Annotated in this window: 20 protein-coding genes, 1 tRNA gene and 1 pseudogene; 15 read left to right on the forward strand and 7 right to left on the reverse strand. The window is 43.4% G+C overall.

Going from position 1 to position 26,753, the window contains the following annotated elements; genetic code table 11:
* Positions 1-7: 7 nt before the first annotated feature.
* The 4 genes from EHO59_RS13185 (at position 8) to recJ (ending at position 3,874) form a co-directional block, all read left to right on the forward strand.
* Positions 8-331 (forward strand): flagellar biosynthesis anti-sigma factor FlgM, encoded by a 324-nt coding sequence (locus EHO59_RS13185; RefSeq protein WP_135588795.1) that lies wholly within the window; start codon positions 8-10, stop codon positions 329-331.
* Positions 332-416: 85 nt separating this feature from the next.
* Complete coding sequence (locus EHO59_RS13190) at positions 417-1,586, forward strand: iron-containing alcohol dehydrogenase (protein WP_135588797.1); 1,170 nt, start codon at positions 417-419, stop codon at positions 1,584-1,586.
* Between the two features lie 63 nt (positions 1,587-1,649).
* Positions 1,650-1,970 (forward strand): bactofilin family protein, encoded by a 321-nt coding sequence (locus tag EHO59_RS13195; RefSeq protein ID WP_135588799.1) that lies wholly within the window; start codon positions 1,650-1,652, stop codon positions 1,968-1,970.
* Positions 1,971-1,972: 2 nt separating this feature from the next.
* A complete protein-coding gene (gene recJ / locus EHO59_RS13200; RefSeq protein WP_135588801.1) occupies positions 1,973-3,874 on the forward strand; it encodes a single-stranded-DNA-specific exonuclease RecJ in 1,902 nt (633 codons plus the stop codon).
* Between the two features lie 65 nt (positions 3,875-3,939).
* On the opposite strand, the gene pcnB is transcribed toward recJ, so the two are convergent.
* Entirely contained in the window at positions 3,940-5,400 is a 1,461-nt protein-coding gene (pcnB, locus tag EHO59_RS13205) for a polynucleotide adenylyltransferase PcnB (protein WP_135588803.1), read from the reverse strand.
* Between the two features lie 59 nt (positions 5,401-5,459).
* Between pcnB and EHO59_RS13210 the strand changes: the two genes are divergently transcribed.
* Positions 5,460-6,476 carry a M23 family metallopeptidase gene (locus tag EHO59_RS13210; protein ID WP_135588806.1) on the forward strand — a complete coding sequence of 339 codons (1,017 nt, stop codon included), beginning with the start codon at positions 5,460-5,462 and terminating at the stop codon, positions 6,474-6,476.
* 69 nt (positions 6,477-6,545) lie between these two features.
* Positions 6,546-7,505, forward strand: coding sequence for a prolipoprotein diacylglyceryl transferase (locus EHO59_RS13215; protein WP_135588808.1), 960 nt, complete (start codon positions 6,546-6,548; stop codon positions 7,503-7,505).
* A gap of 223 nt (positions 7,506-7,728) precedes the next feature.
* Here EHO59_RS13215 and EHO59_RS13220 read toward each other — a convergent pair whose 3' ends face one another.
* Both EHO59_RS13220 and EHO59_RS13225 read right to left on the reverse strand, forming a co-directional pair.
* Positions 7,729-9,012: a protein-disulfide reductase DsbD family protein gene (locus tag EHO59_RS13220; protein WP_135589144.1), complete on the reverse strand. Its 1,284-nt coding sequence runs from the start codon at positions 9,010-9,012 to the stop codon at positions 7,729-7,731.
* A gap of 349 nt (positions 9,013-9,361) precedes the next feature.
* Complete coding sequence (locus tag EHO59_RS13225) at positions 9,362-11,272, reverse strand: alginate export family protein (RefSeq protein ID WP_246052902.1); 1,911 nt, start codon at positions 11,270-11,272, stop codon at positions 9,362-9,364.
* Positions 11,273-11,532: 260 nt separating this feature from the next.
* Between EHO59_RS13225 and EHO59_RS13230 the strand changes: the two genes are divergently transcribed.
* Complete coding sequence (locus tag EHO59_RS13230; RefSeq protein WP_425460234.1) at positions 11,533-12,291, forward strand: hypothetical protein; 759 nt, start codon at positions 11,533-11,535, stop codon at positions 12,289-12,291.
* A gap of 54 nt (positions 12,292-12,345) precedes the next feature.
* On the opposite strand, the gene glnA is transcribed toward EHO59_RS13230, so the two are convergent.
* Positions 12,346-13,767, reverse strand: coding sequence for a type I glutamate--ammonia ligase (gene glnA / locus EHO59_RS13235; protein ID WP_135588812.1), 1,422 nt, complete (start codon positions 13,765-13,767; stop codon positions 12,346-12,348).
* A 306-nt stretch (positions 13,768-14,073) separates the two neighbouring features.
* Here glnA and EHO59_RS13240 point away from each other — a divergent pair, with 306 nt between their 5' ends.
* The 3 genes from EHO59_RS13240 (at position 14,074) to EHO59_RS13250 (ending at position 15,850) form a co-directional block, all read left to right on the forward strand.
* Positions 14,074-15,336 (forward strand): hypothetical protein, encoded by a 1,263-nt coding sequence (locus EHO59_RS13240; RefSeq protein ID WP_135588814.1) that lies wholly within the window; start codon positions 14,074-14,076, stop codon positions 15,334-15,336.
* A 124-nt stretch (positions 15,337-15,460) separates the two neighbouring features.
* Positions 15,461-15,534: transfer RNA gene (locus EHO59_RS13245), tRNA-Met, on the forward strand.
* A gap of 22 nt (positions 15,535-15,556) precedes the next feature.
* Positions 15,557-15,850, forward strand: a complete 294-nt coding sequence (locus EHO59_RS13250) for a Cys-rich protein (RefSeq protein ID WP_135588816.1) — start codon at positions 15,557-15,559, stop codon at positions 15,848-15,850.
* Positions 15,851-15,876: 26 nt separating this feature from the next.
* Here EHO59_RS13250 and thiH read toward each other — a convergent pair whose 3' ends face one another.
* From thiH to EHO59_RS13265, 3 genes and pseudogenes are all read right to left on the reverse strand, one after another.
* A complete protein-coding gene (gene thiH / locus EHO59_RS13255) occupies positions 15,877-16,998 on the reverse strand; it encodes a 2-iminoacetate synthase ThiH (protein WP_135588818.1) in 1,122 nt (373 codons plus the stop codon).
* Positions 16,979-17,800, reverse strand: coding sequence for a thiazole synthase (locus EHO59_RS13260; protein WP_135588820.1), 822 nt, complete (start codon positions 17,798-17,800; stop codon positions 16,979-16,981). Before EHO59_RS13260 ends, thiH begins: the two co-directional genes overlap by 20 nt.
* Positions 17,801-17,878: 78 nt before the next feature.
* Positions 17,879-20,593, reverse strand: a pseudogene (locus EHO59_RS13265) (chromosome segregation SMC family protein); the annotation flags it as partial.
* Positions 20,594-20,670: 77 nt separating this feature from the next.
* Between EHO59_RS13265 and EHO59_RS13270 the strand changes: the two are divergent.
* The 5 genes from EHO59_RS13270 to EHO59_RS13290 all read left to right on the forward strand — a co-directional run bounded on the left by EHO59_RS13270 (position 20,671) and on the right by EHO59_RS13290 (position 26,654).
* Positions 20,671-22,497, forward strand: coding sequence for a motility associated factor glycosyltransferase family protein (locus EHO59_RS13270; RefSeq protein ID WP_135588824.1), 1,827 nt, complete (start codon positions 20,671-20,673; stop codon positions 22,495-22,497).
* Between the two features lie 110 nt (positions 22,498-22,607).
* The gene (locus EHO59_RS13275; protein ID WP_135588826.1) at positions 22,608-23,345 is read left to right on the forward strand and encodes an SMI1/KNR4 family protein; all 738 of its coding nucleotides are present in this window, start codon (positions 22,608-22,610) and stop codon (positions 23,343-23,345) included.
* A 67-nt stretch (positions 23,346-23,412) separates the two neighbouring features.
* Positions 23,413-24,456 carry a serine/threonine protein kinase gene (locus tag EHO59_RS13280; protein ID WP_135588828.1) on the forward strand — a complete coding sequence of 348 codons (1,044 nt, stop codon included), beginning with the start codon at positions 23,413-23,415 and terminating at the stop codon, positions 24,454-24,456.
* Between the two features lie 272 nt (positions 24,457-24,728).
* Positions 24,729-25,409 carry a biliverdin-producing heme oxygenase gene (locus EHO59_RS13285; protein ID WP_135588830.1) on the forward strand — a complete coding sequence of 227 codons (681 nt, stop codon included), beginning with the start codon at positions 24,729-24,731 and terminating at the stop codon, positions 25,407-25,409.
* A 54-nt stretch (positions 25,410-25,463) separates the two neighbouring features.
* Positions 25,464-26,654, forward strand: coding sequence for an MFS transporter (locus EHO59_RS13290; protein ID WP_135588832.1), 1,191 nt, complete (start codon positions 25,464-25,466; stop codon positions 26,652-26,654).
* The last annotated feature ends 99 nt before the right edge of the window (positions 26,655-26,753 follow it).

The raw sequence follows: 26,753 nt of genomic DNA on the forward strand, positions 1-26,753 counted from the left end.
AAAACCCATGACTATAGATAAAATAGGCGGCATTGGCGGAGGCTCGTACGAACCTCGTAAATCGACTCCTGTTCGTAAAAGCGAGACCAAGGAATCATTCGATAATATTTCAATTTCAGATACAGCTAAGCAAAAAGCTTCCGAGGCTCGTATCCAAGCAGAAGTACAGACAATCACTCAAAAGATCGTCTCAAGCCCAGTTGATTCTGAGCGTTCTGCGAAACTTAAAGAAGTAAAGGAAAAACTGAAGAACGGAGATTACGACAATCTTAGTCCTGAAATCCTAAACGCGGTAGCTGATAGAGTTGCCGAGTCTTTCTTAGGACGCTAATTCTTCATTAAACACCCGGAGTTGTTTCCCTTGAATTCCGGGTTTTCCCTTACCCTCTCTCAACTATAAAAGGGAGACGACTCGAATGCCGATACTCCCCGATTGGATTAATTTCAATTTTCCTACCAAGATCCATTTTGAAGCCGATTGCGGTTTCAAAATGGGAAATTTCATCAAGAACATTGGTTCTCGCGCGGTCATCCTCTCCACTCAAAGTGAATTGGAGAATATGGATGAGTTCTCCATCATAAAGACTTCTTTAGAAAAGCATATTGATGGAGTCATTCTCTACGACAATATCGAGAAGGAACCTACTCTTAAAGAATTGGATACTGCCGCCTACTTCGCTAGGATCTCCAATGCCAATTGCATTATAGGTTACGGCTCTTTCGAAAGCTTAAATACTGCAAAGTTAGTCGCTCTTCTTGCAAACAACGACTCATTTGCAGAAGAGATCTTTGTTTCTAAGAGGGCGCAAAAATTAAAGAGACCTATCCCTCTTGTTTTAATTCCCACTCATCCAGTCATGGGATTGGAATGTGCACCTATTTCTACAGTGTATTTGGACGAGGACAGGACAGTTCGTTATTTCTCTCATGAGTATTTGTTTCCGGAAATGGTGATCGCGGACGCTAAGATTAGCGCGTTCATGACTTCTGCAGACGTTGCGAAAGTTGGAGTCGGGATCCTTGCAGCGGCGGTGGACAGCATTCTATCTAAATACTCTAACGAACTTACAAACTCTTCTTCTCTGAGAGCGATCGAGATTATTTATAAAAACCTTGTACCTGCAATCCGTGATCCTAAGAATTTGCAGTATAAGAACTCTATCTTCGGAGCAAGCCTTCTTGTAGGTATGTCTCACTCTTCCAGTTCATTAGGACTTTGTTATGCGCTTTCTTTGGCTGCTTCCAACCTAACGAACCTGGACGTGTTTCAGGCAATGTCGATCCTTCTTCCCCACGTAATGGAATACAACCTTACCTCTTCAGCAGGTAAATACGTGATGATCGCCAAGGCCTTGGACGAGGACATCACGAATATTTCAGTGATTGAGGCGGCGATTAAGGCAGTGGAAGGAATCCGTAAGATCTATATCGAATTGAAAATTCCGCAAAGACTTTCGGAATACGAAGTGAGAAAGATCGATCTTCCCGGAATCGCAAGCCTTGCTTCTTCTTTTCCATTCTTGGATTCTCTTCCCAGGGAATTGCCTAAGAATGAGATAGAGACAATTCTAGTCGCAGCCTTCTAAAAAATCTCCTTATGTCGGAAAAATATTTGAAACGGGGGACCTGGCTCTCAGAATAGGAGAGGCATGAGCGAAGAATCCATAGACACCATCATCGGCGAAGATATCCAGTTCCGCGGAAAGCTCCGATTCAATAACGCACTCAAGATCAAAGGCCAATTCAAGGGCACGATCGAAACCTCAGGCTCCCTCATCGTGGGTGAGACAGGCAGAGTAGAGGCGGATATCGAAGCGGGAACTCTCGAAGTCGAAGGAGATCTAAAAGGAAATATCAACGCTTCTTCCAAGGTCTCGGTCCGCAAGACCGGAAAATTAGTGGGAGATGTTCGCACTCCCGATCTAGAAATCGAGTCGGGAGCAAAATTCAGCGGAAACTGCATCATGTAAGTATGCCAGAGCACGGCCCTGAATTTCATAAACTTCCCAATTCTTCTCTCCCAGGACTAACAGCGCTCCAGTCCCATGTGTTCGGCACCCTATTCGGTCCGAGCACAAACAAAGAGATCTTATTTCAAAATCTTTCCGACCTCCCCTCTCCTTTTCTTCTTCCGGATATGGACGAGGCGATCTCCTTACTCAAAGCGGCGGTCGCAGAGCAAAAATCCATTCTACTCTATGGAGACAGGGACAGTGACGGAGTATGCTCTACAAGCCTACTCGCTTCCTTCTTGAGGGGAATTCACCAAGGCAAACTAACAGTCAAAACTTCCAGCGAAGAAGATTACGGCCTCTGTGCTCCCGCGATGAAATTCGTGAGAGAAGTGAAACCGGATCTACTCGTGACCCTTGACTTCGGCACAAGCAACAGTGCCGAGATCCAAGAACTGAATGGAGAAGGAATGCAGGTGATCGTTTTAGACCATCATGAGATCCCGGAGATTGTTCCTTCTTTCTGTAAACTCATCTCTCCTAAGAGAAGCGATTCCAAATATCCAACCCAAAAGATCTGCACCTCTGTTCTTTCCTGGAAACTGATCACTGCCTGGCTTTATAATACATTAGAAGAATCGAATACACTTTATTGGGTTCCGGATGGAGAGACATTCTTTAGCGGCGCGCTCGTCAAAAAAGGAGTTCTACTTTTTCAGGGAGATCGCTCGGAGGCGGAGAAACATTTTCCGGGACCTTATGCAGAATGGGAAAAAACTTCTAAGACCAAATTTCCGGAGAGAGAATTGTTTTATTCTCAGATCTCTAAGTATCCGGGTGTCCTGGAACAAGTCCTGAAAAATCTGGATCTGGCTTCTATCGGAACGATCACCGACATGATGCCTCTTACTGGAGAAAATCGAATCCTAGTAAAAGAAGGATGCTCCACTCTCCAAAGGATCAAATCGGGAGAATACTCTCATCGTCCTGGATTAAATCGTCTTTTATCTCAATTAGATCTGAATAAGAAGAAAGTTCTCTCCAGAGATCTTGGCTGGAGTATCGGCCCCGCACTGAATGCTGCGGGAAGAATGCAGAAAACGGAAGCCGCTCTTTCTCTACTTCTTTCTTCTTCCGAAAAAGAGGCAGAGGGACTCGCAACGGACCTTCTCAAACTGAACGAAGAGAGAAGAGAAAGAACCAAACGAAATCTATTCCGAGTAGAAGGATTTCTAAAACGCAAACAGGAAAGAACGCAGAGAGCCATTCTATTTTGTTATGAACCAGATTTTGAACCCGGAGTCTCAGGGATCGTAGCTACAAAACTTGTGGAGCAATACAAGAGACCTGTTATATTCATCGCACCCGATCATGGCCACGCTAAAGGAAGCGTAAGAGCCTACGGACAAGAGAATGTACTCAACCTTCTCAAAAAAGCCGAGCCTATCTTTCATCAATTCGGAGGCCATAAGGAAGCGGGAGGATTTTCGCTTTCGATTGACCAGATCCCCAAGCTCGCCGAGATACTTTTCCAAGAAGCAGGCACTTGGTTGGAAGAAGAGAGAACGGCCCTGGCAACAGAAGAGACAAAGAGCGTGATCAGTCTTCTTCCGCAAGAACTGAGAGAAGAAATATACGAAGAGCTTGGGATCTTTGAACCGTTCGGACAAGAAAATCCTGCTCCGCTTCTCTCAATCCGTGGAGCAAAAATTCTATCGTATCGTCCTCTTTCAGAAGGAAAGCATGCGCGCTTTAAGATCCTTGCTGCCGAAGATTCTATCCAATGTATTATTTGGAACAAGGCGTCCGATCTTTCGAACGCTCTGAGAGAAAGAGGAGAATTGGATCTTTGGGGATATTTAGAAGAGAATACTTTCCGAGGTAAGACGAATCTTCAGTTTGTAGTAGATTCTTTCAGATAATCGGATCATTCAGATCGATCCAATCAACAAAGCAGAAAGATTAAACTTCCGTAGAAAAAGATCGATCAATCTTCGGAGTCGAAAGAATCGTCCGAATCGGAGCCGCGACCCTTCTCTTCTTTAGAAGAATCGCTAGATTGCTGCTTGTTATGACGAGGACCTCTATCCGGTCTTCCTCCCCTGTCCCTATTACGGTTCCGGTTTGGACGTCCGCCTTCTTTCTTCCCACCGCCACCACCGCCAATGCTATTAGGCAGAACAGGGCGTTTTCTAAGAGAGATTTCCCAAAAGAATGCAGATTGCAATGTCTGATCGTTATTCTCTGCGATCGCATTGATCTTGAAGACGTAAAATGCGTCATAGAAGAAGTCTTTCTTGCGGAAGAAATTATTCTGAGAGGCCTTATCATCCTCAGTATGAGTAAATCTCTCCTGAGAAGCGAATACTTTGATCAGCCTTTCCTTGTCCTTTTTAGGAGTTCCTAATCTTTGGAAGATAGGCTCCAAAGACTGTTTGAGAGAAGCAACCAAATGCCCCCCCTTTTTGGAAGTAGCATCTTGTACCAAGTCACAGAATAATAGAGCATAGAAGATCTGCGGTGTCAGCTCTTCTCTTTCCGAGAGAAGCTTATCAGCGATCACGAGCCTTCTTCCGATCCCTGTCTCCAGGAATTTGTCTCCGAAGTCAGGATTCTTTCTTCTTTCCTTTTCGAACGCTTCTCTAAATAGAACTTCTAAGAGATGGTTTTGGGCCATTCCTTGAAAGATCAAAGAAGTTCTCCAAGTGCGGAAGATCTTATTGTATTCTTCCAACATGCGAGAAGTGGAAGCCTTCTCCAATTCGAATGCGTTTTTCTTAATGGACTTGGAAGTACCCTTGTCGATCTTCAATCCCAATAGGACCGCAAACTTTACTGCGCGAAGCATACGCACAGGATCTTCTCTAAAAGAAATATCAGGATTTCCGATGACTCGTAACTGTCTGCTCTGGATATCTTCATATCCACCTACATAGTCCACGATGGAATCGTTTCTGATATCGTAGTATAACGCGTTGATTGTGAAGTCCCGTCTTGCAGCATCTTCTTGCGGAGTTCCGAACTTATTATCTCTCTTGATGAGATAGTCTTGGTCCTCTACAGGTTTTTCAAATCTATGTTCAGGCAAGGAACGGAAGGTACTGACCTCGATCACTTTTCCTTTGAAAAGGATATGAACGATCTTAAAACGACGTCCGATAATGCGACAGTTATTAAAGATTTTCTTAATTTGATTCGGAGTGGCGTTCGTCACCACGTCGAAGTCTTTTGGCTTGCGACCGAGAAGAAGATCTCTCACTCCTCCTCCGACAATATATGCTTTGTATCCGAATTTATGAAGGCGATGAATGATTTTTACCGCGTCCTCGTCTATCATGGACTTGCGGACCGGGTGATTGTCTCGGTAGTATCTCTTTCCCTCCGGATAAATAAGAATGTCGTCGACGGATCCTATTTTTTTCTTGAAGAGATTGGACAGGAATTTCATATGATGGGATAGTTAAGTCCTATAATCTCGCTCTGACCCCTACCTGCAAGTAAAAATCTATGAACCATCCGGCAAAGTTCGAAGACCGCCCAGGAGCCTTAGAAAGGCTGAAGATCAAACATCTTCGTCTCCGTTCTGCTTGGTCAAAGATCAAAGAAAAAGGTTCGAGAAAAATTTCTTTCCTGCTCGTTCCTCACGATCACGAGGCTGTTCTCAATGTTGAGGTCAGTGTTTTCATGGCCTTCTTCTTGGGGGCGCTTTCACTTCTCCTGTTTCTTCTTGCGAGCGCCTTCGTAGTTTATATGAATTTCTTCTTTGCTCCGAATCGGGAATTGATTCGAGAGACGGACAATAATGTCGGATTATTTTTGTACTACAATTCTCTTCTCAAAGATGCCAAGAAAGAAATTTCCGGATTGGAGAAGAAGACGGAGCAACTCAATCTTGTCGCCTGGGACGAAGTGCCTTGGAAAAGAATACTGACCTTCGACTATGTTCCCGAATTTAGTCTGACTAAAGATGTGCCCGAATCTTCGACTAACATGAATTTATACCAAGACACTGTCGAAGGTTTCGCAGAAAGAAATATAGAGCTCTTCAAGATCAAACACGCATTTCAAAATGCATTCGATTATTTGGAAGAGAGAGAATCAATTCTATATGCCATGCCTAGGGGCCGTCCTCTAAAACCTGGAGTTGGATTCGTGACTTCTACATTTGGAGGAAGGGTGGATCCTTTCGGCCTCGTGGAGATGGGTGAGTTCCATTCGGGAATAGACTTCGCTGCGGGAGAAGGAATTCCTATCTATGCAACCGCTCCTGGAATCATAGAGGACAATGGCCAGTCCGCCGGTGGCTTGGGAAAAAGTATCCGCATCAATCATTTAAATGGATTTTATACAGTCTATGGACACTGTTCCGTAGTCTTAGTAACCAAGGGTCAATTGGTAAACCGAGGAGAACTTATAGGGCATGTAGGTTCTACCGGAAAGGCAACTGGCCCTCACGTGCATTACGAAGTTCATATAGGTTACGATCCTCCTATGGATCCCGCAGAATTCGTAAACATGGAATGATAGAATTTCTCCGAACCCTTCCCGCTCGGGGAACGAATTACTAGGGAAAATAGATCCAAAGAAGGAAATATGTTAGACGTTATTCCAATTCCCGGACTGGTCGATTTTGTCCGGGCTTATATTAGTAGAGATTGGGGAGGCATTTCCACATTCAGCTTAATGGTAGTGCTGGCCTTTTTATCCGCCTCTTACCTTCTCCCTAAAGAATTGGAAAGAAAGAAATTAGATCCTACTCACGCGGATTGGCTTTTGATCCTAGGAGTCTTCGGAACTCTTGTTGGCGCAAAGATCTTCTTTGTATTCGAAATTTGGGATCAGGTCTTTGTGGAAACTCCCGGCTTCGACGGAAAGTATCTCTATCCATTGACCCATTTCAACGGTTTCCCAGGAAGACCAGGGCTTTGGTCCAGTTTATTCTCAGGGAGCGGACTCGTCTTTTATGGAGGATTTCTCTTCGGGATCCTATTTATCAGCTTATATATGATCAATCATAAGCTGGATGTGAAGGCTTACTTGGATGCATCAGTGCCAAGCATGGCATTAGGATATGCGATCGGAAGATTGGGATGTTTTGTTTCCGGAGACGGGTGCTACGGATTCTCTACAGAAGTTAGAATTCCCTTACTAGTCTTTACGTATTGGCCAACAAGTGCTCATCCCTCCGGAGTTCCGGTTTGGAACACTCCCATTATAGAATCTATCGTATCCTTCTTCTATTTCCTATATTTTCAAAAATGGGCTAGATTCCAAAACTTCAAACGATTCTCCTTGGGAGCACAGTATTTGATCCTACATGGAATTGCTCGCCTCGGTGTGGAGTTCCTACGAGTTAACAAGGCAGTGATTCCATTCATAGATCCACCTCAACTCGTAAATATTCCTGCTAAGGAAGGAAATCCTGCCTTCTTAACCGGATACTACTGGCATGGGTTCTCTCAGTCCCAGTATGTATCGATCGCGATCATATTAGTCGGCTTGTTCTTCTTAGCAAAATGGAAGCTCTGGGAGAAAGAAGCCCAACCCGCCTAAAAAATATCGGGGGCTGAACAAAGCGAAGGCAAACGAGATGGCCGTGAAAATTGAGGCAAAAGATTTAATCGAAAGCTAAGTAGAAATCAGGAAAGCCCCCACCCATCTTCGGGATCGGGGGGAGTGGCCCGTGGGCTTACCTCCCAGTCCTATATCACAAAAAGATAATACTTACTATCAGAAATTCGCCCGAACTGGGCGTCTTATCTCCGAGATTTGGTGATTATTCGCCCGAAGCGTGAATATTCTCACCACGAATGGTGCGAATCATGTCGGCGGTATTCAAGTAGTTCGTGGTTTTGAAGAGGACTTTGCCGTCAGGAGAGAAGATCACAAAGAAAGGAAGGCCAATTTTCAATTCGGGAAAACGAGAGTCTTGTTCGTATATTAGAAAATCCTTATCATCATCCCTAACCTTTAAAAGAACCGCCTTACCCAATGCCTGGTTCAGATCAGAGTCCGAAAGAGTCAGTTCCTCAAATGCCTTGCAATTCGAGCACCAATCCGCGTAGAAATCTACAAACACCAATCGATTCTCGCTCTTGGCAAGTTCAAAGGCAGGATTGCTTGTCCTATGCCATTCGAGATTTCCATGCTCCTCTAAAACATCCTTCTGAAAATTGCCTAAACTGTTCCCACTCGCAAGACGGATAAAAATCACAGAGGAACAGATAAGTCCAGTCAGAAGAAGAGCCTTCTTCATTTTAACGCAACGATGAAGCTCGCTGGATTGGTAAAAGTAAGCAGTGAGTAGGATCCCGATCGCCGCAGCCAATATAGAGAGACTTAGCTCTAGCGAAACAGACCATAACTGCATCGCTTTTGCATAATATAACCAAGCGAAATAAACTACAACAAGGCCGAGAACAATCTGGATCCACTTGGTCCATTTACCCGATTTAGGAAGAGAAAGGCCAAAGACACCCAACACAAGAAAAGGAAGCCCCAAACCGAAACCGAAAAGAGACATCTTGAAAGCGGACAAAGCGAGAGAAGAGATCGTAACCGTTTGAATCCCCGCAGTAATCTGGATTAAAACAGCTACGACAACCGGACCGACGCAAGGAGAAGAAAGAAATCCGGCTCCCATTCCTAAAAGGAATGTTCCCTTCCAACCATCTCCTCCCTGCCATTCCTTAGAACGAAAGATCGGAAGATGCAAATACCCGAGAGAAGCCAGGCCTAATAGAAAGATAACAATTGCTAAGAATAGATTCGTGATCGGATATCTCAGAATCGTATTGACCGCGCCTCCAGAAATACCGGCGGCCAATCCAAAACAAAAATACATGAAAGAAAGACCAAAATAATAAACCAGAGGATGGAATAGTTTATTCTTACCCGATTCTCCTCTTGCTTGGATAATCCCTACTGTAATCGGATACAATGGATATACACAAGGAAGAAGACTGGCCATGAGCCCCCCGAGCACCAAAAGAATCACTGTTTGGAAGGTAAACTCCGATCCGGAAATGCCCGCTTCTATCCAGCGATTCAGGGATTGCATCCAAGACTCACCTACAATTTCGGATTGGGCAAAGAGGGAATTAGAAAGAAAGAAAAGAACGAGCGGTAAATAGAATTTAGAGGGGGAAGGAATGGCGGAGAACAGAACCTTCTTTTTCTGCGTGAAACGGACTGTTGGGTTCAAGTTTCTCTTCCTTCTCCTGATAAGACTAGTTTCGGCCTTTGGACCCCTGAATCCAAACTGTGATTTTATGAAGTCCGGTCAATCCGGAATCATACAGGAGAAAAGGGCCTTATCGGTTGTACTTGTTTTGACTAAATTGGAAGAGTAGTACGACTAGAAAAAGCCCGGTCCTTCGAAAAAAAGACCGGGCCCGGAAGAAGATCCTTTAGATAGCAAACTGTAACGTGAAAGAGTAATATGTACTCGTTTTCCCGAAGTTATATTCTTTCTGGTTCTTGATCGCGTCTCCCGCGTAGAGAACGGTGGCTCCCGCCCAAATCGACAAGTACTCGCTTACCTTCTTGATATAAATCAAATCGTATTCGAGCATCAACCTGTGGCCAGGTTGCCAATTTTTCAGGTAGGTATTGTTGTAGTAGTTCTCAGTACTTCCTGTAACCGTTTTTCCTGCCACGAAGTTTCCGTTCGCGTCATAGCCGGTGGCACCGGTAACTTGGTTCCTATTTCCGTCATACCATGCGTCCTGGACTTTATCCTTGCGAATATCATAAATTGCGAAGATAAATCTTCCGTAATCTTCGTTGTAGTATTGAACATGAACGGAAGAAGTGCGCACGTTCGCCCAGAAGGCAGCATTCGCGATACCGTTTCCAGAGTCGAAATAAGGGAACCCTCCGGATCGAGTCGCAAACAATGGATCCCAGGTTGCAGATTTTCCATCTCCTCTATTCGGATCTCCCGAGGCTCTCACGTATTGAACTCCCAATCGGAAGCCTTTATACGTATAACCTGTTTGAGCTACGAAGAAGGAAGCATCGTGCTGAACAGTCTCCTTGTATGCGGCATGTTTATTTGCCCCGCTACCGATGGTTGTGTTAAGCTGGTCCCAAGAAGCATCAATGCTCTGTCCTGTGCTACCTGTTTGAGCTGCATATTCAAGACCCCAGTCCCAGGATTTTCCCGCAGGCAAACTTCTACCAGAAGCAGTCCTGTTACTAAGACGAATACCGCTAGTCAGAAGATTATCTCTTCCGTTCGTTCTAGTATTCGGATCCAAGGTTTTGGAAGTTGTCGTATTGTATTTCTTGATCACTCCAATCTCATACGCATCCACTACGATATCCTCGGAAGGCTTCCAAGAATTGTAAAGGAAAGCGAGATAGGTGTCATTTAGAGCGGTGGCTCCCCCAACCTTCTGGCTGTTTGCAGTTAAGAAACCGTTCGGTCCGGAGCTTTCTTCAGAAAGGATCGCATAACCTGCGTGAGTTGACCAAGTCTTAGTATCGAAAGCGATCCTTGCTCCATCAAAAGAGTTACCGATCTGGCTATCGTTTCTGGAACCGATGATCCTTGAATCTCCATACGAGAAAGTCTGGCGACCGAAATACACTTTTGTATAAGGTAAGAAGTCCTTCCAAACCACATACGCTTCTCGGACATCCGTATTATTCTTAACTGGAACCTGATTCGATGGAGACTTAGTAGTATCATACACAGTCCCGATGGAATTGGTAAAGGCAGTAGGACCATAACCGGTCCCACTTGGATCCTTGTACTGTCCATACATGCGGGAATCCTGAATGGTAAATTTCACTGCGAAGGATTCATTTATATCCAAGAGAGTCCAAAACTGGGTGTTTTGAGTAACGTAGTTCTTGGAATCATTTGTGGACTTATCAAAATCCTGATTATTAAAATTCTCGAATCTTGGACGGATTTGAAAACCAAAACGAAGATTATCCGTTAACCAAAGATTCGAGCTTTTCTTTACTGAATCTTGGTGCTCTGGAGTTAAGAGCAAATTGCTCAGATGCTCTCCATCTAACTTACCCTTCCAAGGACTCTTAAAAGGAGGAGCGGGAGGCTTCTCTTTTTCCTTCTCCTTTGTTTCGTTAGACGCAGCGGGAGCCGCAGGCTTTTCCTCGGCGGCTTTTGCAGGAACAGGGGCAGCCTGTTCCGTGGTCTGGGCCTGGGAAATCGAATCGGCGGGTTTTGTATCCTGAGTTTGAGCAAAGACTGAACCTATGCTGATATAGCAGAGGAAGGAAATCAGCCCAAACAGCCGATTCGGCATTAAGGCTTTTCTCTGTCGGTCTAGGGCTGGAAGCAGTTTCATTTTTAACATAGGCAGTCCTTTATTTTCGACTAATATCTAATATAGCGGATATAAATTTTCGTTTAACGGAATTTGTAAAGAACTTATTCGTTATTTCGGAGTTTTTTTAGAAACCTTTCCGCATTTATAGAGGTCGTTTTTTCAGCCAAAATAAGGTCATTCTTATCCCGTAAGTAAGAGCCAAAAGAAAACGAACGAGCCAATTTCGAAACCCAATTAGGACTTCCGAAATCTAAAAAAAGACCGATAAACAAAAAAGAATGCGCAGGAACACTAAATCAGTCCTACTCTATCTAGGCTTTAGCCTACTTCTCCTCCTGCGTCCTTTCGCTGATGCCTATTCAATTCCGGTCTCTGTAAGCACCGAAACGGATATAGATTATAACTACGAATATGAGAAGAATGGTCCGTACACAAAATTCTCAGACTGGGTCCCTTACAAATTGCACAAATGGGAACCTAAATTTCTGGAAGACTACTACGAGATGTATGGGCTCAAACTGCACTACAAAGAGAACGAGCTTAGAAGGAATATATTCTTCCTAAAAGCCGGACTCAAGAAAAGGTTTCGCCATCCACGAAACGCACTCTGTCCCGTTAAGAACGAAGAAGAATACCATAAGTATAGGCTTCTCATATTCATGCACATGAATCTTCAGATCATGAGATCCTATATGAGGATTGCATCTCAATTCGATAAAAGACATTTATATTTTTATAATTTAGATTTTGCACACGAGCTCAAACAGTCCTTCGAAGTTGCAGACGGATTCTATAAGGAAGCCATACCTTACTGGGAAGCGGCAAGAAAATACGCTGATGAAGCGTCAGAGATAGACTACGATCTGGACCTAGGAACTATAGAATCCGAAAGATATGAGATCATCATGGGTAAATTAGATTTCGGCCAGATCATCTCCGATCATAGATCCAAACTGACTAAGAAGAGAGAAGTAGTCGGGGAATATCTTACAAAATATCCGGAAGCGGACAAACCGAATCTCGATCAGATCCCTTAAAATAAAAAAGCCCCGAAAACTCGGGGCTTTTTTGATCCAAACTTATCTTTGCGGTTAGCAAGAATAAGTAGTAAGGAACTCGAAAGGATGCGGACGTCCTTCCCAAGGCCAAATTTCAGTTTCGAATTTGTAAGCCTTGTAAGTTTGGATGAAATCTTCAGTAAAGACATTGCCTTTTTTGAAGATCTCTTTTCCAGCAAGCATATGCTCGACAGCTTCTCTAAGAGTATGAGGCATTTGTTGAATGCCCTTCTCGCGGATTTCGTCCAGAGAAAGTTCGAACAAATCTTCTTCCCGAGGTGGTCCTGGATCGATCTTGTTCTGAATTCCGTCAAGTCCCGCCATAAGCAATGCTGCAAATGCGAGATAAGGGTTCGCAGAAGAATCAGGGAAACGGAACTCAACGCGTTTCGCTTTTTCTCCACTAACGAACGGAATACGTGCGCAAGCAGAACGGTTCTGAGCGGAATAAGCGAGGATCGCAGGAGCTTCGAATCCTGGAAGAAGTCTCTTATAAGAGTTAGTAGAAGCATTAGTGAATGCTGCAACAGTCTTTCCGTGTTTCAATACGCCGCCGGTGTAGTGCAGAGCAAGCTCGCTCAAACCTTGGTAGCCGCTTCCTGCGAAGAGGTTTTTGCCGTCTTTCCAAATGGATTGGTGGCAATGCATACCGTTACCGTTGTCTCCGTAAAGAGGCTTAGGCATGAAGGTAGCAGTTTTTCCCCATTTATGAGCTACGTTCTTAACAACATATTTCAGTTTTTGAACGTTATCTGCTGCTTCGATTAAAGTTCCGAATTTAACTCCGATCTCTCCTTGAGCCTGAGCAACCTCGTGGTGAACCACGAAAGTTTCCATTCCGATCTTGTGAAGAGTTTTAACGATATCAGCGCGAAGATCTACTTGAGAATCCACTGGAGCTACTGGGAAGTAACCGCCTTTGGTTCCTGGACGGTGTCCAGTATTGATAGAACCTGGCAGATCAGTGTGAGAGTTCCAAATACCTTCGGAAGATTCCAATTCGTAGTATTGGATATTGATCGCGTCTCTTACTTTGAGGCCGTCAAAGAGGAAGAATTCGTTCTCTGGTCCGAAATAAACAGTGTCACCGATCCCGGAGTCTTTCAGGTATTTCACCGCATTTTTAGCGATGGAACGAGGGCATTTTTCATACGGTTGATTTTTGTAGATATCCCATACATCGCAGAAAACTACAAGAGTAGGATCTGCAGTAAAAGGATCTAAAAAGATAGTAGTCGGATCAGGGATCAACTGCATGTCCGATTTGTGAATCGGCTGCCAAGCAGGGATGGAAGAACCGTCGAAAGGAAGTCCTTTAAGAGTAGTTTCGTCTACTGAATCTACGTGGTAAGAAACGTGGTGCCAAGCTCCTTTAATATCCGTAAAACGGAAGTCGTAGAAAAGAATCTTGTTCGCTTTTGCGAAAGCGATCACTTCTGCGGCATTTTTCGCCATTGATACTTGTCTCCTATATGTTTGTACTAGGGGTCTCTAATTCGCACGCATGAAGCGTGTTCTGCCCATCAGTATGCAAAAGATGTGCCAAACCCGAGAACACATCAGAGCTTCCTTCTCTCTCATTTTAAAAAACGTGAGATGACCCAGAAAAGCAGCTTTGCTTACGCTAAAAATCCTTGAAGCGGAGGCAATCAGTAAAAAACTCCAATTCTAAGGATTCTTTAGATTTTTAGAATCTTGGGTAGAAGACGGCTTGGAATCCGGCTCTGTATTAGATCAGTACACTACGCTCAAAATATAATCATGAGAGAAAACATGCATCCGATCCCACAATGGCCGAGTCCTTTTGATTTGAATGTTCCAAATTCCACTACTGGGAGCTCCCAAGTGCCGGACCCAAAGGAGTATTTTAAATCCGTTCTGAGTTGGGCAGAAGAAAAAGGAGGAGAAGAATATGCATTCGTTTCCCTCAGTGATTGTCCTCTGGACCAAGATCGTCGCAAACTCTTAGATTCGTATCGGATCTCTGAAAATTCCGAACTTCCCGCAGAGATCTCTCTCTCTTATCTTCTTCCTCCTTTGCTTTATGGAAATCAGGTTTGTATCTGGACCACTTCGGAGGATAGTATCGTTGAACATTACTATCATATTGTAGAAAAGATCGAAGAGTTAGAACTCCAGCTTTCTCATTTTCTAGAAGAGGAGAACTTCTTTATTCCTCAATTGGTTTGGATGGAAGAAGGGACCGAGACTTCCGTTTTACTCGCGAGCAAACTTTGGGAAAAGAAAGAAAGAGGCAAACGAATCTCTTCCCCTCTATCTTTTGGACAAATCTTCTTCTTAGCTTCTTTGGCAGATGCGGAAAGTGTCACTGAATTAGAACTGAAATCTTTCGGTACATCGGAACTAAACTCTTCCCTATTCCAATTTATTTATATGAGAGCCGTTTCCAAATATGGAAGCCTGCTCTCCATTTTAGGTAAAACATCTGGAGAAGGTACATTAAAGTTTCATCCTTCTTCCTATCTTTCCTTTGCATTGCAACTCGTGATACTCGCTTCCATTTTTGTGGAAGCGATCGACGAATTAGTTTCTCTTTGGATAGAAGAAAGACCGAAGGCAAAAGATGCGGTCTCCAAATTGGCCGAATGGATCCAAAAAGAATCCCAAATCCCTCACTCCCAAGAAGAAGGAATCGATATACTCTTTCAAGAAAGGACGATCCGATTGATCGATAAGTATGGAGATCGCACGGATCGATTCTTATCTAAGAGATTGGATTGGGAATACAGCGATTGGAAGAAGAGAATAGAGTCCTTTTCCGAAAAAAGAAAAAAGGAAATAGAAGAAGCCCTGGTCCCGGATCTATTGTCGCGAATTGGAGCTCATTCACAAGTATCCCTTCCCGATGAGCTAAAAAAAGCGTCGGAAGAGATCGGAAAATCCTTACAGAATGATTTGGAAAATCTTCTCTTGGAAAGAAATAAATTGACCGAATTCAAGCTGGATCCGAACGGAAAAAGCCCCGAAAGCTGGAACGATCTTCTTTCTAAGAGGTCAGAATAGGAAAACTGAGGCCGTTTGCCCCAGGGAATGTTTCGAACTCTAGCAAAGAGAAATCTTTGACAAGGTCGGTCTTTCGAAAAAAATGACCGATGAAAGTCTAAACGGACTTTCCCTAGGAATAAGCGGCGACGTAGCTCAGCTGGTTAGAGCGTCGGAATCATAATCCGCAGGTCCGGGGTTCGAATCCCTGCGTCGCTAGATCCTCTGGAGAAGATCATTCATGAAAAAAACAATCCTCTTAACTTTGATCCTAATTTACTCCGTATTCTTCGGATATTCTAGCTTGAGCGCTCAGAGCCAAGCTTGTAATCAAATCTGCGATTTCTATACGACTTGCGTAGAGGCTAAGAAGAAACTGGGTGCAGATGATAAAACCAAGGTCGCTGCAGGCTGCTTGAACACTTGCCGCAAGAACTACTCTGCTGTAACTTCCTGCTACGAAGCTCATAATGGCCAATGCACTGCTTTCAATACTTGCTTGACCAGCGCTTACAATAGCAAATCGAACAAGTAATTCATTTCTTACTTCTTAGGAGAGTTTTACTCTTCTAAGAAGGCTCGATCAAAATCCTTAAATACAGGATCGAGTCCCTTCTTCTTTAACATTTCCACGAATTCGGGGATCTTTCTCGAATCTTCTATCTCGAATTGTTTTAATTCCATTCCCCCAGAATAACCTCCGGGATCCGTTCTAGATTCTACGGACATGTGAGTGATCGGCATTCCTGCCAAATGATTTCTCATTCGGATGGATTCTCGAGTAGATTGCACGAGCCCGCTATCGGGAAGAAAAAGCCTAAGGGCAAATAAGAATCTTACGTATTCCCGATCCGAAATAGGAATGGTGAGATCAAATTCTCCTTCTGCCGGTCTCATTCTAGGAAGGGAGATTTGGATCGTTGTTCTCCAATATTCCTTAGTAAGATACTGAGCATGCTCTCCTAAACGGAACATTTCTCCATAAGGATCGGATAATCCGAGCAAGGCTCCAACTCCTATTCTACGAAAGCCTGCCCTTCCTCCTCTGTCGGGAGCCTCGAGCCTGTATCTCATATTCTTCTTCATTCCTCTGAGATGATACTTTGAATATGTTTCCGGATCGTAGGTTTCTTGATAGATTACGAGACCTTCTACTCCCTCTTTGATAAGAACTTCGTATTTTTCGGTTTCCATAGGATAGATCTCGATGGAAACGGAATCAAAATAAGATTTAAGAATACGGACTGCAGAACATAAATATTCTAAATTTGTAATGGAGTATTCTTCTCCGGTAAGTATCAGCACATGCCGGATGCCTTTCTCATACAAAACCTTGGATTCCGCATGAATCTCTTCTTCTTTTAAGGTTTTGCGGGGAATTTTATTTTCATAGCTGAATCCGCAATAAACACAGGAAGATCTGCATTCATTCGAGAGATACATCGGCATATAAAGAAGGATCGTATTTCCGAATCTTCTCTTGGTCCACTCTAAGGTTAGCTCGGCAATTTCTTCCAAGTAAGGATCTGCACTTGGAGAAATGAGAGAAAGATATTCATCGAAGGAAAGGTGTTTGCCTGAATGAGATCTGTCCAAAGCGGATCTCACATCGCGAGAAGTCTTGTAGAGCACCCTTTCCCTGGCTTCGGAAAAGGAAACTAGATCAAACAGCTCCGTGTACATTTCTGGTTTCTTCTTCTAAGAATCCTGTTAAAGGGCTGGAGGCAGATGCCTTTTTCGAGGGGCGAGCACTTGTGACGCTATGCAAGTAGGAGATCCTACCGGCTTCCGTAGCTAACTTGAATGCGTAAGCGACTTGGGCAGGGTCCTTAGCGATTGCTATGGCAGTATTTACAAGCACTGCGTCCGCTCCCAATTCCATTGCCTGAGCCGCGTGAGAAGGAAGCCCTAGTCCTGCATCCACCACTACGGGAACCTTGGACTGTTCGATGATAATTTCTAGATTCGCAAGAGTTTTGATTCCTTGGTTTGTCCCAATCGGAGAGCCTAAAGGCATAACGGTTGCGCAACCCGCCTCTTCTAAATGTTTGCATAGGATCGGGTCCGCGTTGATATAAGGAAGCACATGAAATCCTTCCTTTACTAAGATCTCTGCTGCCTTCAATGTCTCTATCGGATCCGGAAGAAGATACACTGGATCCGGAGTGACTTCTAACTTTACCCAATCCCCGCCTCCCAGTTCTCTGGAAAGTCTTGCGAGGCGAATCGCTTCTTCTGCGTTTCTGGCCCCACTCGTATTCGGCAAAAGTAATATACTCTTTCTATCGATCTGGGTTAGGATATCATCTTCCTTAGAATCCAGATCCACTCTTCTGAGTGCTACAGTCACTACCTCTGTAGAAGAAGTATGAATTGCTTCTTTTAAAGCGGAACCCGAAGAGAATTTTCCTGTCCCGAGGAATAGACGGGAATGGAATCTCCTTCCCGCGATGATCAAATCGTCCTGCTGTATTTGCGAACTCATAGAAGCTTAAACCGCTTCAACAGCCTTGCCACTTCCCGCAAATTCCCGAGCCTCATCTAGCCGCAAGCTGATGATCTTAGAAATCCCAGGTTCCTCATTCGTGACCCCAAAGATAGAGTTGGCTCTATGAATGGTAGACTGAGCGTGAGTGATCACAACAAACTGGGACTTATCCTTGAACTTATCCAAGATCTGGCAGAATCGAAGTTTATTCGCCTCGTCCAGAGCCGCGTCTATCTCATCCAAGAAACAGAACGGAGAAGGTTTCACCATATAGATCGCGAATAAAAGTGCGATTGCAGTCAGGGATTTTTCCCCACCGGAAAGAAGTCTTAGGTTCTGCACATGTTTTCCAGGAGGCTCTGCCATGATCTCGATTCCTGCGTTCAGGCTGTCTTCTCCATCCACGAGTTCGAGCATTGCCCTTCCGCCATTGAATAAAGTGGAGAAGGTCTCTTGGAAATTCTCTCTGATCCTTTCGAAAGTTTCTCTAAAGAGTTTTTCGGACTCTTCGTTGATGTTTTTCAAGATCTCTGCGATATCATTTTTGGATCTTTCGATATCTTCTTTTTGAGACTTATGATGCTCATAGATCTCTTTTACATTCCTATATTCCTCTATAGAAAGAGGATTGATGGAACCGAGCATCTGGATATCGGACTTAAGACGCTTGAGCTTGGATTCACTCTCTCCCTTCTCCACTTTCTTGTCCTTGAATTCGTCGGACAATTCCTGTTCTGAGATGGAATAATCATTGTACAATTCTTCCGAGAAGGATTCCAATTGGACCTTATAGACCGAAACCGCCTTCTCCTTCTCCGTTAGGATTGGGAAAAGATTTTTGTAATCCTCTTGGTTCTTTTGGATCTCGTTCTTTAATCCTTGGATCTCTTTTACTATATTTCTAAGAGCTTCTTTCTCCGAATCTAAAGCTCGGCTCATTTCTAAGAATTCGTTGTATCGATTCTCGATCTGTAGCTCCAGCTCCACTACTTCCTTTTCGAACTCGGTCTTTTTAGTAGCGAGCGTCTTCATGGAATCCTGAGCAGAAAGAATTCTTTTTTGAGTCTCTTCGATCCTTTCTCCCAGAGATTTAGCGGATTCTAGTTTGGAATTTCTCTCAGAGTTCAATTCCAAGATACGCTTTTCGAGATATACGATTTTTTCGCGGATATTCTCCGCTTCTTCTCGTAAGGTTTCTATATTAATTCCAGATTCCTTGATCGAACGAGTATGATTTTCGTTTTCTAAGATCAGGTCTTCGATCTCTTGGTCGAGACCTTCTTTTTGGGAAAGAAATCCATCTCTGTCGAATAGAAGGCTACGAATGCTATCCTCTAAGGAGAAATACTCTCCCAATTGAGAACGAAATTGCTCGATCCCAAGTTTGCCCACAAGATAAGAGATCTTATCTTTCATTTCTTCCCCAGCAGAAGAAACAGCAGATTGCATATCTAAACCAAGCGAATAAATACGATCCGCTTCTTGTAAGAGAAGATCCTTCAGACGATTTCTTTCCTCTTCTGTGGCTTGTGCTTCCTTCTTGCGAGATTCCAACTGAGAGATCAGATCGAAGATGACTTCTTTCAGTTTTTCTCTCAATTCCACATGGCGCTTATCGTTAGATTGGATCCGAGTCTCTTTCTCTTGGATGGAATTATTTTCGGTTTCGATCTTAGATTCGATCTCGGACTTGTTCCTACGAAGTTCCTCGATTCCGATCTCCAGGCTTTTACTTTCGCCTTCTAGATCCACAGATTCTTTTTCGAGCTTTTCTTTCTCGATTTGAAGAAGACTCTGAGCCGATTCTTCCTTAGTTAAGGATTCTCTGATATCGGAAATCCGATCCGCATAATCCTGAATGATTCCTTTATTACTTTCTACCTTATCCTTTTGGATCTGGGTTTGGGTAAGATGATCCAAAAGCTTTTTGTCTATCTCGGCGACCTTCTTTTCCAGATCGGATTTTTGCTGGTCCAGCTCTTCGATCCTTCCGGTCTCTACAGAAATCCTTTCTAAAAGAACTCGGTTCTTTTCCTTGATTTCTCTCAGTTCGGTTTCGGAAGTCTCATGTTTGCGAGTTAAGGTGGAAAATTTGAGATAACGAATGATCTTGTCTGTCTCATCCAGCTCTTGTTTCAGGCGGAAATATTCCTCTGCCTTCTCCGCTTGCTTCTCCTTGACTTCCATCTCCTTCTTCATGGTGTTCATGATGTCTTGGATGCGAAGAAGGTTCTGATTCGTATCGGAAAGTTTTTTGAGTGCCTCTTGCCTTTCCATCTTGAAGCGGGAAATACCTGCAGCCTCTTCGAAGATCAGCCTGCGTTCTTCCGGCTTGGAATGAAGGATTCGATCCACCTTTCCCTGTTCCATGATGGAATAGCTGGATTTTCCGATACCGGTATCCAAAAGGATCTTTTCGATCTCTTTTCTCTGTACTCTAGAATCGTTAATTAGATATTCATTATTTCCATCCGCATACAATCTGCGGGTCAACTTGATGGTGGGATAATCCATCTTAATGAGTTTGGAAGAATTATCGAAGACTACGCTTACTTCCGCAAATCCAGCAGGCTTTCTCGCTTCCGAACCGTGAAAGATGACGTCATCCATCTTATCGCCTCGAAGGCCTTTGGCGGATTTTTCACCGAAGACCCATTTTAAAGCATCGACTATATTCGATTTTCCAGAACCGTTAGGTCCTACAACTGCGGTAAATCCCGGATCGAGAAGAACTTCCGTCTCGTCCGCAAAGGTCTTGAATCCAACAATATTCAGGCTTTTCAGATACATATGTATTTTTGTGTTTCTTTGGGAAATTGATTGCAAGTGACCAGAATCGGGCGGACTCTGGAATGCCTAGGAGTATTATGTCTCACGATCTCCCGGAAAAAACAAGAGAAATATTCGGGAAAAAACCCTATCTCAGTCTGTATTTCCAGAATGTTCCCACAGAGCCCTTGCAGTTCCGATTGGAAGCCGCAAAGAATCAGAAAGAAGTATTTATCAGCAGGAATGGAAGAGCACTCGCGAGTTCTGTGGCTCCTCTTACCCAAGCAAAACGCCAAACAGACTCGGTTCAGATCCAATCCACAGACTTAGTCGCAATCTTAGGCCTTGGCAATCCTCATCTGATCAGAGAGGTAAATGCAAAACTAGAACCGGGACAGATACTGTTACTCATAGATAAAGAAAAAGATCTTATCTTTCCTCTTTGGGAAGAATGGCTCGAACCTGTCATGGAAATCCCGGGCAGACATTTATTCTTAGGAGAAGGTTCTCTTCCGTTACTTTGGAATTATCTGGAGTCCCTTCCTGTGGAAAGAGTCTCCGGAATTCGAATCCTGAGAAATGCAGCAAGCGTCACCTTAGAGGAAGTCTTTTACGCAGAAACGGATATACGACTCCGAAAGATCCTTTCTTCCAAAATGAGCGATCTACTTACCAAATTCGAATTCGAAAGAATTTGGGTCCGAAACTCTCTCGTAAACACTGCGAATTTTTTATCTCCTCCGAATCCTAAGACTAGAATAGAATTCTTAAAGGAAAAGTTTGAAGGAGTTCCTTCTCTTTTAGTATCAGCAGGACCGAACCTAAGAAGGCAATGCGAATGGATACGCTCCATCAGAGATAAGGTTTTTATAATGTCTTGTGATACTTCTCTCAAAGTATTGCTCAAACATGGAATCATTCCCGATGGGATCATGACATTGGATGCGCAAACCCATTCCGTATTCCATTTCTTGGGAGAAGATACATCCAAAATTCCCCTCTTTGCCGACCTTGTCAGCTCTCCTCCTATATTAAGAAATTTGCAATTTAAATCGGTAGTTCATAGCATCACTGCAAAGTATTTGGTGGATGCTTCTGGAGAGTTAAAGAGAGAAGCCACTGCAGGAAGTATTAGCGCGGAATCCTTGCTCGGTCCAATCGGAGACGTTCAGTCCGGAGGAAGCGTGGCTACAACCGCATTCGATCTATTAAGAGGGATCGGTTGCAAACCTTGCTTTCTAGTGGGACAGGACCTTGCCTATTCCGGAAGAGAAATCCATTCCACAGGAACGCATCACAATGAGAAATGGCTAACTCTTTTGACCAGAAAAATGAGTTTAGAAAAAATCAATGAAGCAGTGGTCCGAAAAAGAGATACCAGATACGTTCCCTCCGTTACAGGCGGCGAGGTATTGACTGATTACGTTCTCGATTTGTACAGACATTGGTTCGAAGAATCCGCCAAATCCTTAAATTTCCCTATCTATAATGTAAATACCCAAGGCGCTAAAATAGAGAATGCGCAAAACGTAACTCCGGAAGAGGCAAGCAAGATCTTAGATAGCTTTCCGAAGCATGGATATTTCTGGCAGGAACTCCCTGCATGGAAGCCGGAGATCATCCAAGAGGATCTTGTAGGATCTCCTACGAACTTTAAAAAGGACCTTTTGGAGACTATAGACAAGGTAAAGGAGACTTTCTCCGACCCTTCTCGCCAGGAAGAATCTTACGAGACCTTACTTTCTCTATTCCGAGAAAAATTAGGACCCTGGGAAGATCTAAGATATCTGATCCGAAAAACGGAAGTATATATACTTCGTCACAAAGACAAGTTAGACGAAACCAGAAAGAAGCAACTCTTCATTAGTGCGATCTTAAAAGAATTTACCGGTTTAAGAAGAAAATTATTGGCTGGTGAAACTTAAGGAAAATCGTTTCCTTCAAAGTTTGTCTATCCAACAAATCGATTCCTTCCTCTTTTAAATCCGGAATTTCAGACTTTACTTACATTTGCATATACACAGTTTGCATCTATATGCTCAAGAAATTACTCCAACAGCTTTACGAACTCACTTGGAAGACAACAGGAAACACGAACGAATTACTCAATCCGGGATCGCAAACGATTTCTAAAAAATTTCCCTCACAGTTACAAAAACTATATTCCATAGCAGATGGGCAAAATGAGGAATTTCCGAGTTTATTTTTGTATTACTCCTTCATGCCTTTTGCAGATGCAATCCGAGACAAAGAGATGATGGATGAATTAGCAATCCAAGAAAAATGGGACGAGATGGCCGAAAAGGAAGGCCTGGAAGATCCTTGGTGGGACAAAGACTGGTATCCCTTCGGTCTCAATAGTGTTGGAGATCTCCTAGTTTTAGATAAGAAAACAGGAAAAGTATTAGAATTCATCCACGATTCTCCGGAACGAGAAGAACAAGCTGAATCCTTAGAGACCTATCTCGAGAACTTAATCCAAGGCTTAGAATCCGAAGAGTTATATTTCGATCCAGAACTCGGGATCCGCGATCTAAAAGCAGAAGAGCGTACGCAACTTGCAATCGATGCGTCCATCGAAGCTCGTAGAAAAAATCGCTGGAGAATCGACTGGGCAAATATCAATTGGAAGCAATTCTGGTTTGAAGTACTTACATGGGAAAGGCCTGAAGGTTTTGGCTTCTACGGGCGAATCATCCAAGCATTTACTTTTGCAGTTGGGGTTGCTCTAATCTTTTTATTCAAATGGCTATATGCTCATTTTAAGGGTTAACGAATACAAGGCCGCAAAATAATAAAAAATCCTATGATTGTTATTTTCTATGTAGAAATTAGCAATCATGGAGATTCCGGGCAAAGAATTCTATAACCGACTGGACATAGACTCCGTTTTGACAGCTGTAGAAGATGCGGGATTTCCAGTCTCCGGACATTGCCTCGCCTTAAACAGTTTGGAAAACCGTGTCTACGATGTAGGCTTGGAAGAAGGCGGAAGACTTGTCGTAAAATTCTATCGCCCTGCTCGCTGGACACTCCATCAAATATTAGAAGAACATTCTTTTCTAAAAGAGTTAGAAGAAGCTGAGATTCCAGTGATCGCACCACTCCCATTGGAAAATGGCGTCACAGTTAGGGAAACAAAAGGAATTTATTATACACTCTGGCCTCTCCAAAAAGGAAGATTGGTCGAAGAACTTACCGAAGAAAATCTTCCTATCTTAGGAAGATTGCTCGCAAGAATCCATAATATAGGATCATCTAAACCTTCTCAACATAGATTGAATTTGGATCTAAAGAATTTCGGAGAAGAGCCTTTGCGTTTCTTACAAGAGAAGGCGTTCCTACCGAAATTCTTACAGGCTCGTCACGAGGCTGCTTGCAAACAGATCTTTAACAGATATACCGAAGTTTCCAAATCCATTCCCCTCCATAGAATACACGGAGACTGTCATAAAGGAAATTTGATCCACACCAAGGACGGATTTTGCTTCATCGACTTCGACGATTTTGTAACCGGTCCCGCTGTCCAAGACTTCTGGATGCTTCTCCCCTTTGGAGACTCTAGATCCGATTATGAAAGAGAATTATTTCTTTCCGGCTATAAAGAATTTCGAGAATTCTCAGATACTTGGTTCGACTTAGTAGAACCGTTACGTGGGTTACGCTATATTCATTATTCTGCATGGATCGCAAAGCGTTGGGAAGATCCTTCCTTTCCAAATGCTTTTCCTCATTTCGGGACGGACGAATACTGGGAGAAGGAAACGACCGATTTAGAAAGACTTGCCTTTCAACTTCCACAATCAACGGAAGAGAGATCCCCAGCTTCGAGATCCGAGGAAAGCGAACTTACCAATAAGGATTTCTTCTGGGATCTAGAGTAAGCTGTCTGGTAAGTTAGATTTGTAGAAGAAGGAAGGTTGTTCCTACCGGTAGAGGAAGGAGTTCCCACACGGAAATGCTGTCGAAGAAAATCGCTTGTGAAAAAGGCGATTTTACGCTAACGGCGAGGTACCACCGCTTCGCTCCGGCCCCCACCCAACCAGGGCGGGGCCTATCTCCATCCTTTCGGAATTCTCCCAAATCTCGCAATATTGAGATTGACTCTCAGAACTAGAATCAAAACATCTGTCACAGTACTGTCAGGAGAAAACAAGTGAGCCTTGCCCAATTATTAAGAGAGGGAACTTCAGAATCCCATACAGCCGCTGAGAATTCCGCTTTTACTCGTTGCTTCATAAAAGGGGTTCTAGAGCCTAAAAGCTATTCCAAACACTTAGAAGCCTTTTATTTCGTTTATTCTACAATGGAAAGCGAACTTGAGAAAAAGAAGGACCATCCAATCTTACGCAGGATCCACTTTCCGGAGCTATATAGAAAGAATCAGATCGAAAAAGATTTCACTCACTTTTTTTTACCCGAACATTCACCAAAGCCGAGCCAAGCAACGGAAGCATACGTTAATCATATTATAGAAATCGCAAATTCCTCTCCTGAGCTTTTGGTGGCTCACAGTTATGTTCGATATTTAGGGGATCTTTCCGGGGGACAAATCCTAAAAAGGGTCGCAGCAAAAGCACTTGGCATTGAAGGAACCAATGGACTCGATTTTTATGAATTTCCCGAGATCTCCAGTCCTAAAGACTTCAAGGATAGATACAGAAAGGCGCTGGATGATCTTCCTCTTTCGGAAGAAGAAAAACAAAACATAGTAAACGAGGCAAATAGAGTCTTTCAACTGAACCAAGCCATATTTGATGAGTTAGAAGATACCCTAATCTCTTCTATTGGTAGAGAAAAATTCGAAGAAGTTTTAGCAAGTCCTGCAAGGCATTGACATTTGTCCCTTCGTTTGATAGATATACCCTCTAAGACGAACCGATCGGAAAGAATGCCCTGGTTTACTTTGGCATTCATTTTCTTTGCGATGCTTCCAGTCACCATCATAGTTCCTGTATATAAAGAAATTATAAAAGATAGATTGGGCGGAAACTCCTACGGAGTTGCTTGGTTCCAAAGTGCGGCTATGTTAGGTTCGTTCGTATTTTCCCCTTTTGCGGGGTGGCTCTCGGATCGTTTAGGAACTCGAAAGATTCTCATCGGGATCTTTTCCCTTTTGGATGCGATTTTTCTGGCACTTCTTCCTTACATGCCTGACCAGGCTTCATTATTCACTCTTCGCTTTTTAGAAGGCGGAGCTCACATATTCGTTATCGGCCTTCTCCTAGCGAGCCTTTCAGACAGAGAAAAGGATAAAGAATCAAAATTCTATAATAAAGGAATTTTGTTCGGAATCGGAGGAACTCTTCTTACTTTGGGAGGAGGTGTCGGTCAAAGTCTAGGTTTTTTAGGGAATGGAAATCCTACTCTCCCCTTCTTTGTAGGAGGAGGGATCTTACTTTGCCTAGGAATTCTTAGTTTTAGTGTATTAGAACAAAAGAATATACAGAGATACGAAAAAATCCAATGGAAGGATGCAAGCTCCGTCTTAAGTCTTTCCCCTCTTCTTCTCATTCCTTTTCTATTCCATTTTACGGATCGATTTACGGTCGGATACTTCCTTAGTTCAATGAATATGCATCTCAGAGAGGACCTTGGATTTAATCCCGGTCAAGTAGGAAGTCTCTTCGGAACAATGTTCCTTCTCATGAGCCTTCTTTCTATCCCTTCGGCTCTTCTCTCCCGAACTTGGAACTCTATCTCTCTCGTCTGGGTCGGCTCGACGATCTATGGGTTTGCGCAAGCCGCAACAGGATTTTTGGATTCTTATCTAAGTCTTTCTATTTGCATGATTGCCTGTGGGATCGGCGCAGGAATCATGTATGTTCCCACAATGAGACTTGCTTCTTCATTCTCACCGGCAAGTCTGAATGCAAGCGTTATGACTCTCTTTACAGGCATGGGTTCTCTTGGCTTTTTGCTCGGTCCGATTCTTTCCGTTCGAATCCAGGAAGAATTTCTACAAGCCGGATGGAAGAAGGAAAGTCTTGCTTATACAGGAATCCTTTTTGGAAGTCTTGAAATTTTATTAGTAATCTGCACCTTACCCTTCTTCTCTCGCATCCTTAAGAGAGAAGTTTGATTATGTACAATTAATTGATCATAAGAATAATATATTCATCTAAAATCCTGAGATTGCTGGAGTTCCTACCAGGTTACATTTGATATAACAATTAAAAAA

It is taken from the genome of Leptospira semungkisensis (assembly GCF_004770055.1).
Classification (GTDB): Bacteria; Spirochaetota; Leptospiria; order Leptospirales; family Leptospiraceae; genus Leptospira_B; species Leptospira_B semungkisensis.

Excerpts from the sequence above, each read along its gene's own strand:
- EHO59_RS13185 (WP_135588795.1), top strand. The coding sequence starts at position 8 with ATGACTATAGATAAAATAGGCGGCATTGGCGGAGGCTCGTACGAACCT.
- EHO59_RS13190 (WP_135588797.1), top strand. The coding sequence starts at position 417 with ATGCCGATACTCCCCGATTGGATTAATTTCAATTTTCCTACCAAGATC.
- EHO59_RS13195 (WP_135588799.1), top strand. The coding sequence starts at position 1,650 with ATGAGCGAAGAATCCATAGACACCATCATCGGCGAAGATATCCAGTTC.
- recJ (WP_135588801.1), top strand. The coding sequence starts at position 1,973 with ATGCCAGAGCACGGCCCTGAATTTCATAAACTTCCCAATTCTTCTCTC.
- pcnB (WP_135588803.1), bottom strand. The coding sequence starts at position 5,400 with ATGAAATTCCTGTCCAATCTCTTCAAGAAAAAAATAGGATCCGTCGAC.
- EHO59_RS13210 (WP_135588806.1), top strand. The coding sequence starts at position 5,460 with ATGAACCATCCGGCAAAGTTCGAAGACCGCCCAGGAGCCTTAGAAAGG.
- EHO59_RS13215 (WP_135588808.1), top strand. The coding sequence starts at position 6,546 with ATGTTAGACGTTATTCCAATTCCCGGACTGGTCGATTTTGTCCGGGCT.
- EHO59_RS13220 (WP_135589144.1), bottom strand. The coding sequence starts at position 9,012 with ATGCAATCCCTGAATCGCTGGATAGAAGCGGGCATTTCCGGATCGGAG.
- EHO59_RS13225 (WP_246052902.1), bottom strand. The coding sequence starts at position 11,272 with ATGAAACTGCTTCCAGCCCTAGACCGACAGAGAAAAGCCTTAATGCCG.
- EHO59_RS13230 (WP_425460234.1), top strand. The coding sequence starts at position 11,533 with ATGCGCAGGAACACTAAATCAGTCCTACTCTATCTAGGCTTTAGCCTA.
- glnA (WP_135588812.1), bottom strand. The coding sequence starts at position 13,767 with ATGGCGAAAAATGCCGCAGAAGTGATCGCTTTCGCAAAAGCGAACAAG.
- EHO59_RS13240 (WP_135588814.1), top strand. The coding sequence starts at position 14,074 with ATGAGAGAAAACATGCATCCGATCCCACAATGGCCGAGTCCTTTTGAT.
- EHO59_RS13250 (WP_135588816.1), top strand. The coding sequence starts at position 15,557 with ATGAAAAAAACAATCCTCTTAACTTTGATCCTAATTTACTCCGTATTC.
- thiH (WP_135588818.1), bottom strand. The coding sequence starts at position 16,998 with ATGTACACGGAGCTGTTTGATCTAGTTTCCTTTTCCGAAGCCAGGGAA.
- EHO59_RS13260 (WP_135588820.1), bottom strand. The coding sequence starts at position 17,800 with ATGAGTTCGCAAATACAGCAGGACGATTTGATCATCGCGGGAAGGAGA.
- EHO59_RS13270 (WP_135588824.1), top strand. The coding sequence starts at position 20,671 with ATGTCTCACGATCTCCCGGAAAAAACAAGAGAAATATTCGGGAAAAAA.
- EHO59_RS13275 (WP_135588826.1), top strand. The coding sequence starts at position 22,608 with ATGCTCAAGAAATTACTCCAACAGCTTTACGAACTCACTTGGAAGACA.
- EHO59_RS13280 (WP_135588828.1), top strand. The coding sequence starts at position 23,413 with ATGGAGATTCCGGGCAAAGAATTCTATAACCGACTGGACATAGACTCC.
- EHO59_RS13290 (WP_135588832.1), top strand. The coding sequence starts at position 25,464 with ATGCCCTGGTTTACTTTGGCATTCATTTTCTTTGCGATGCTTCCAGTC.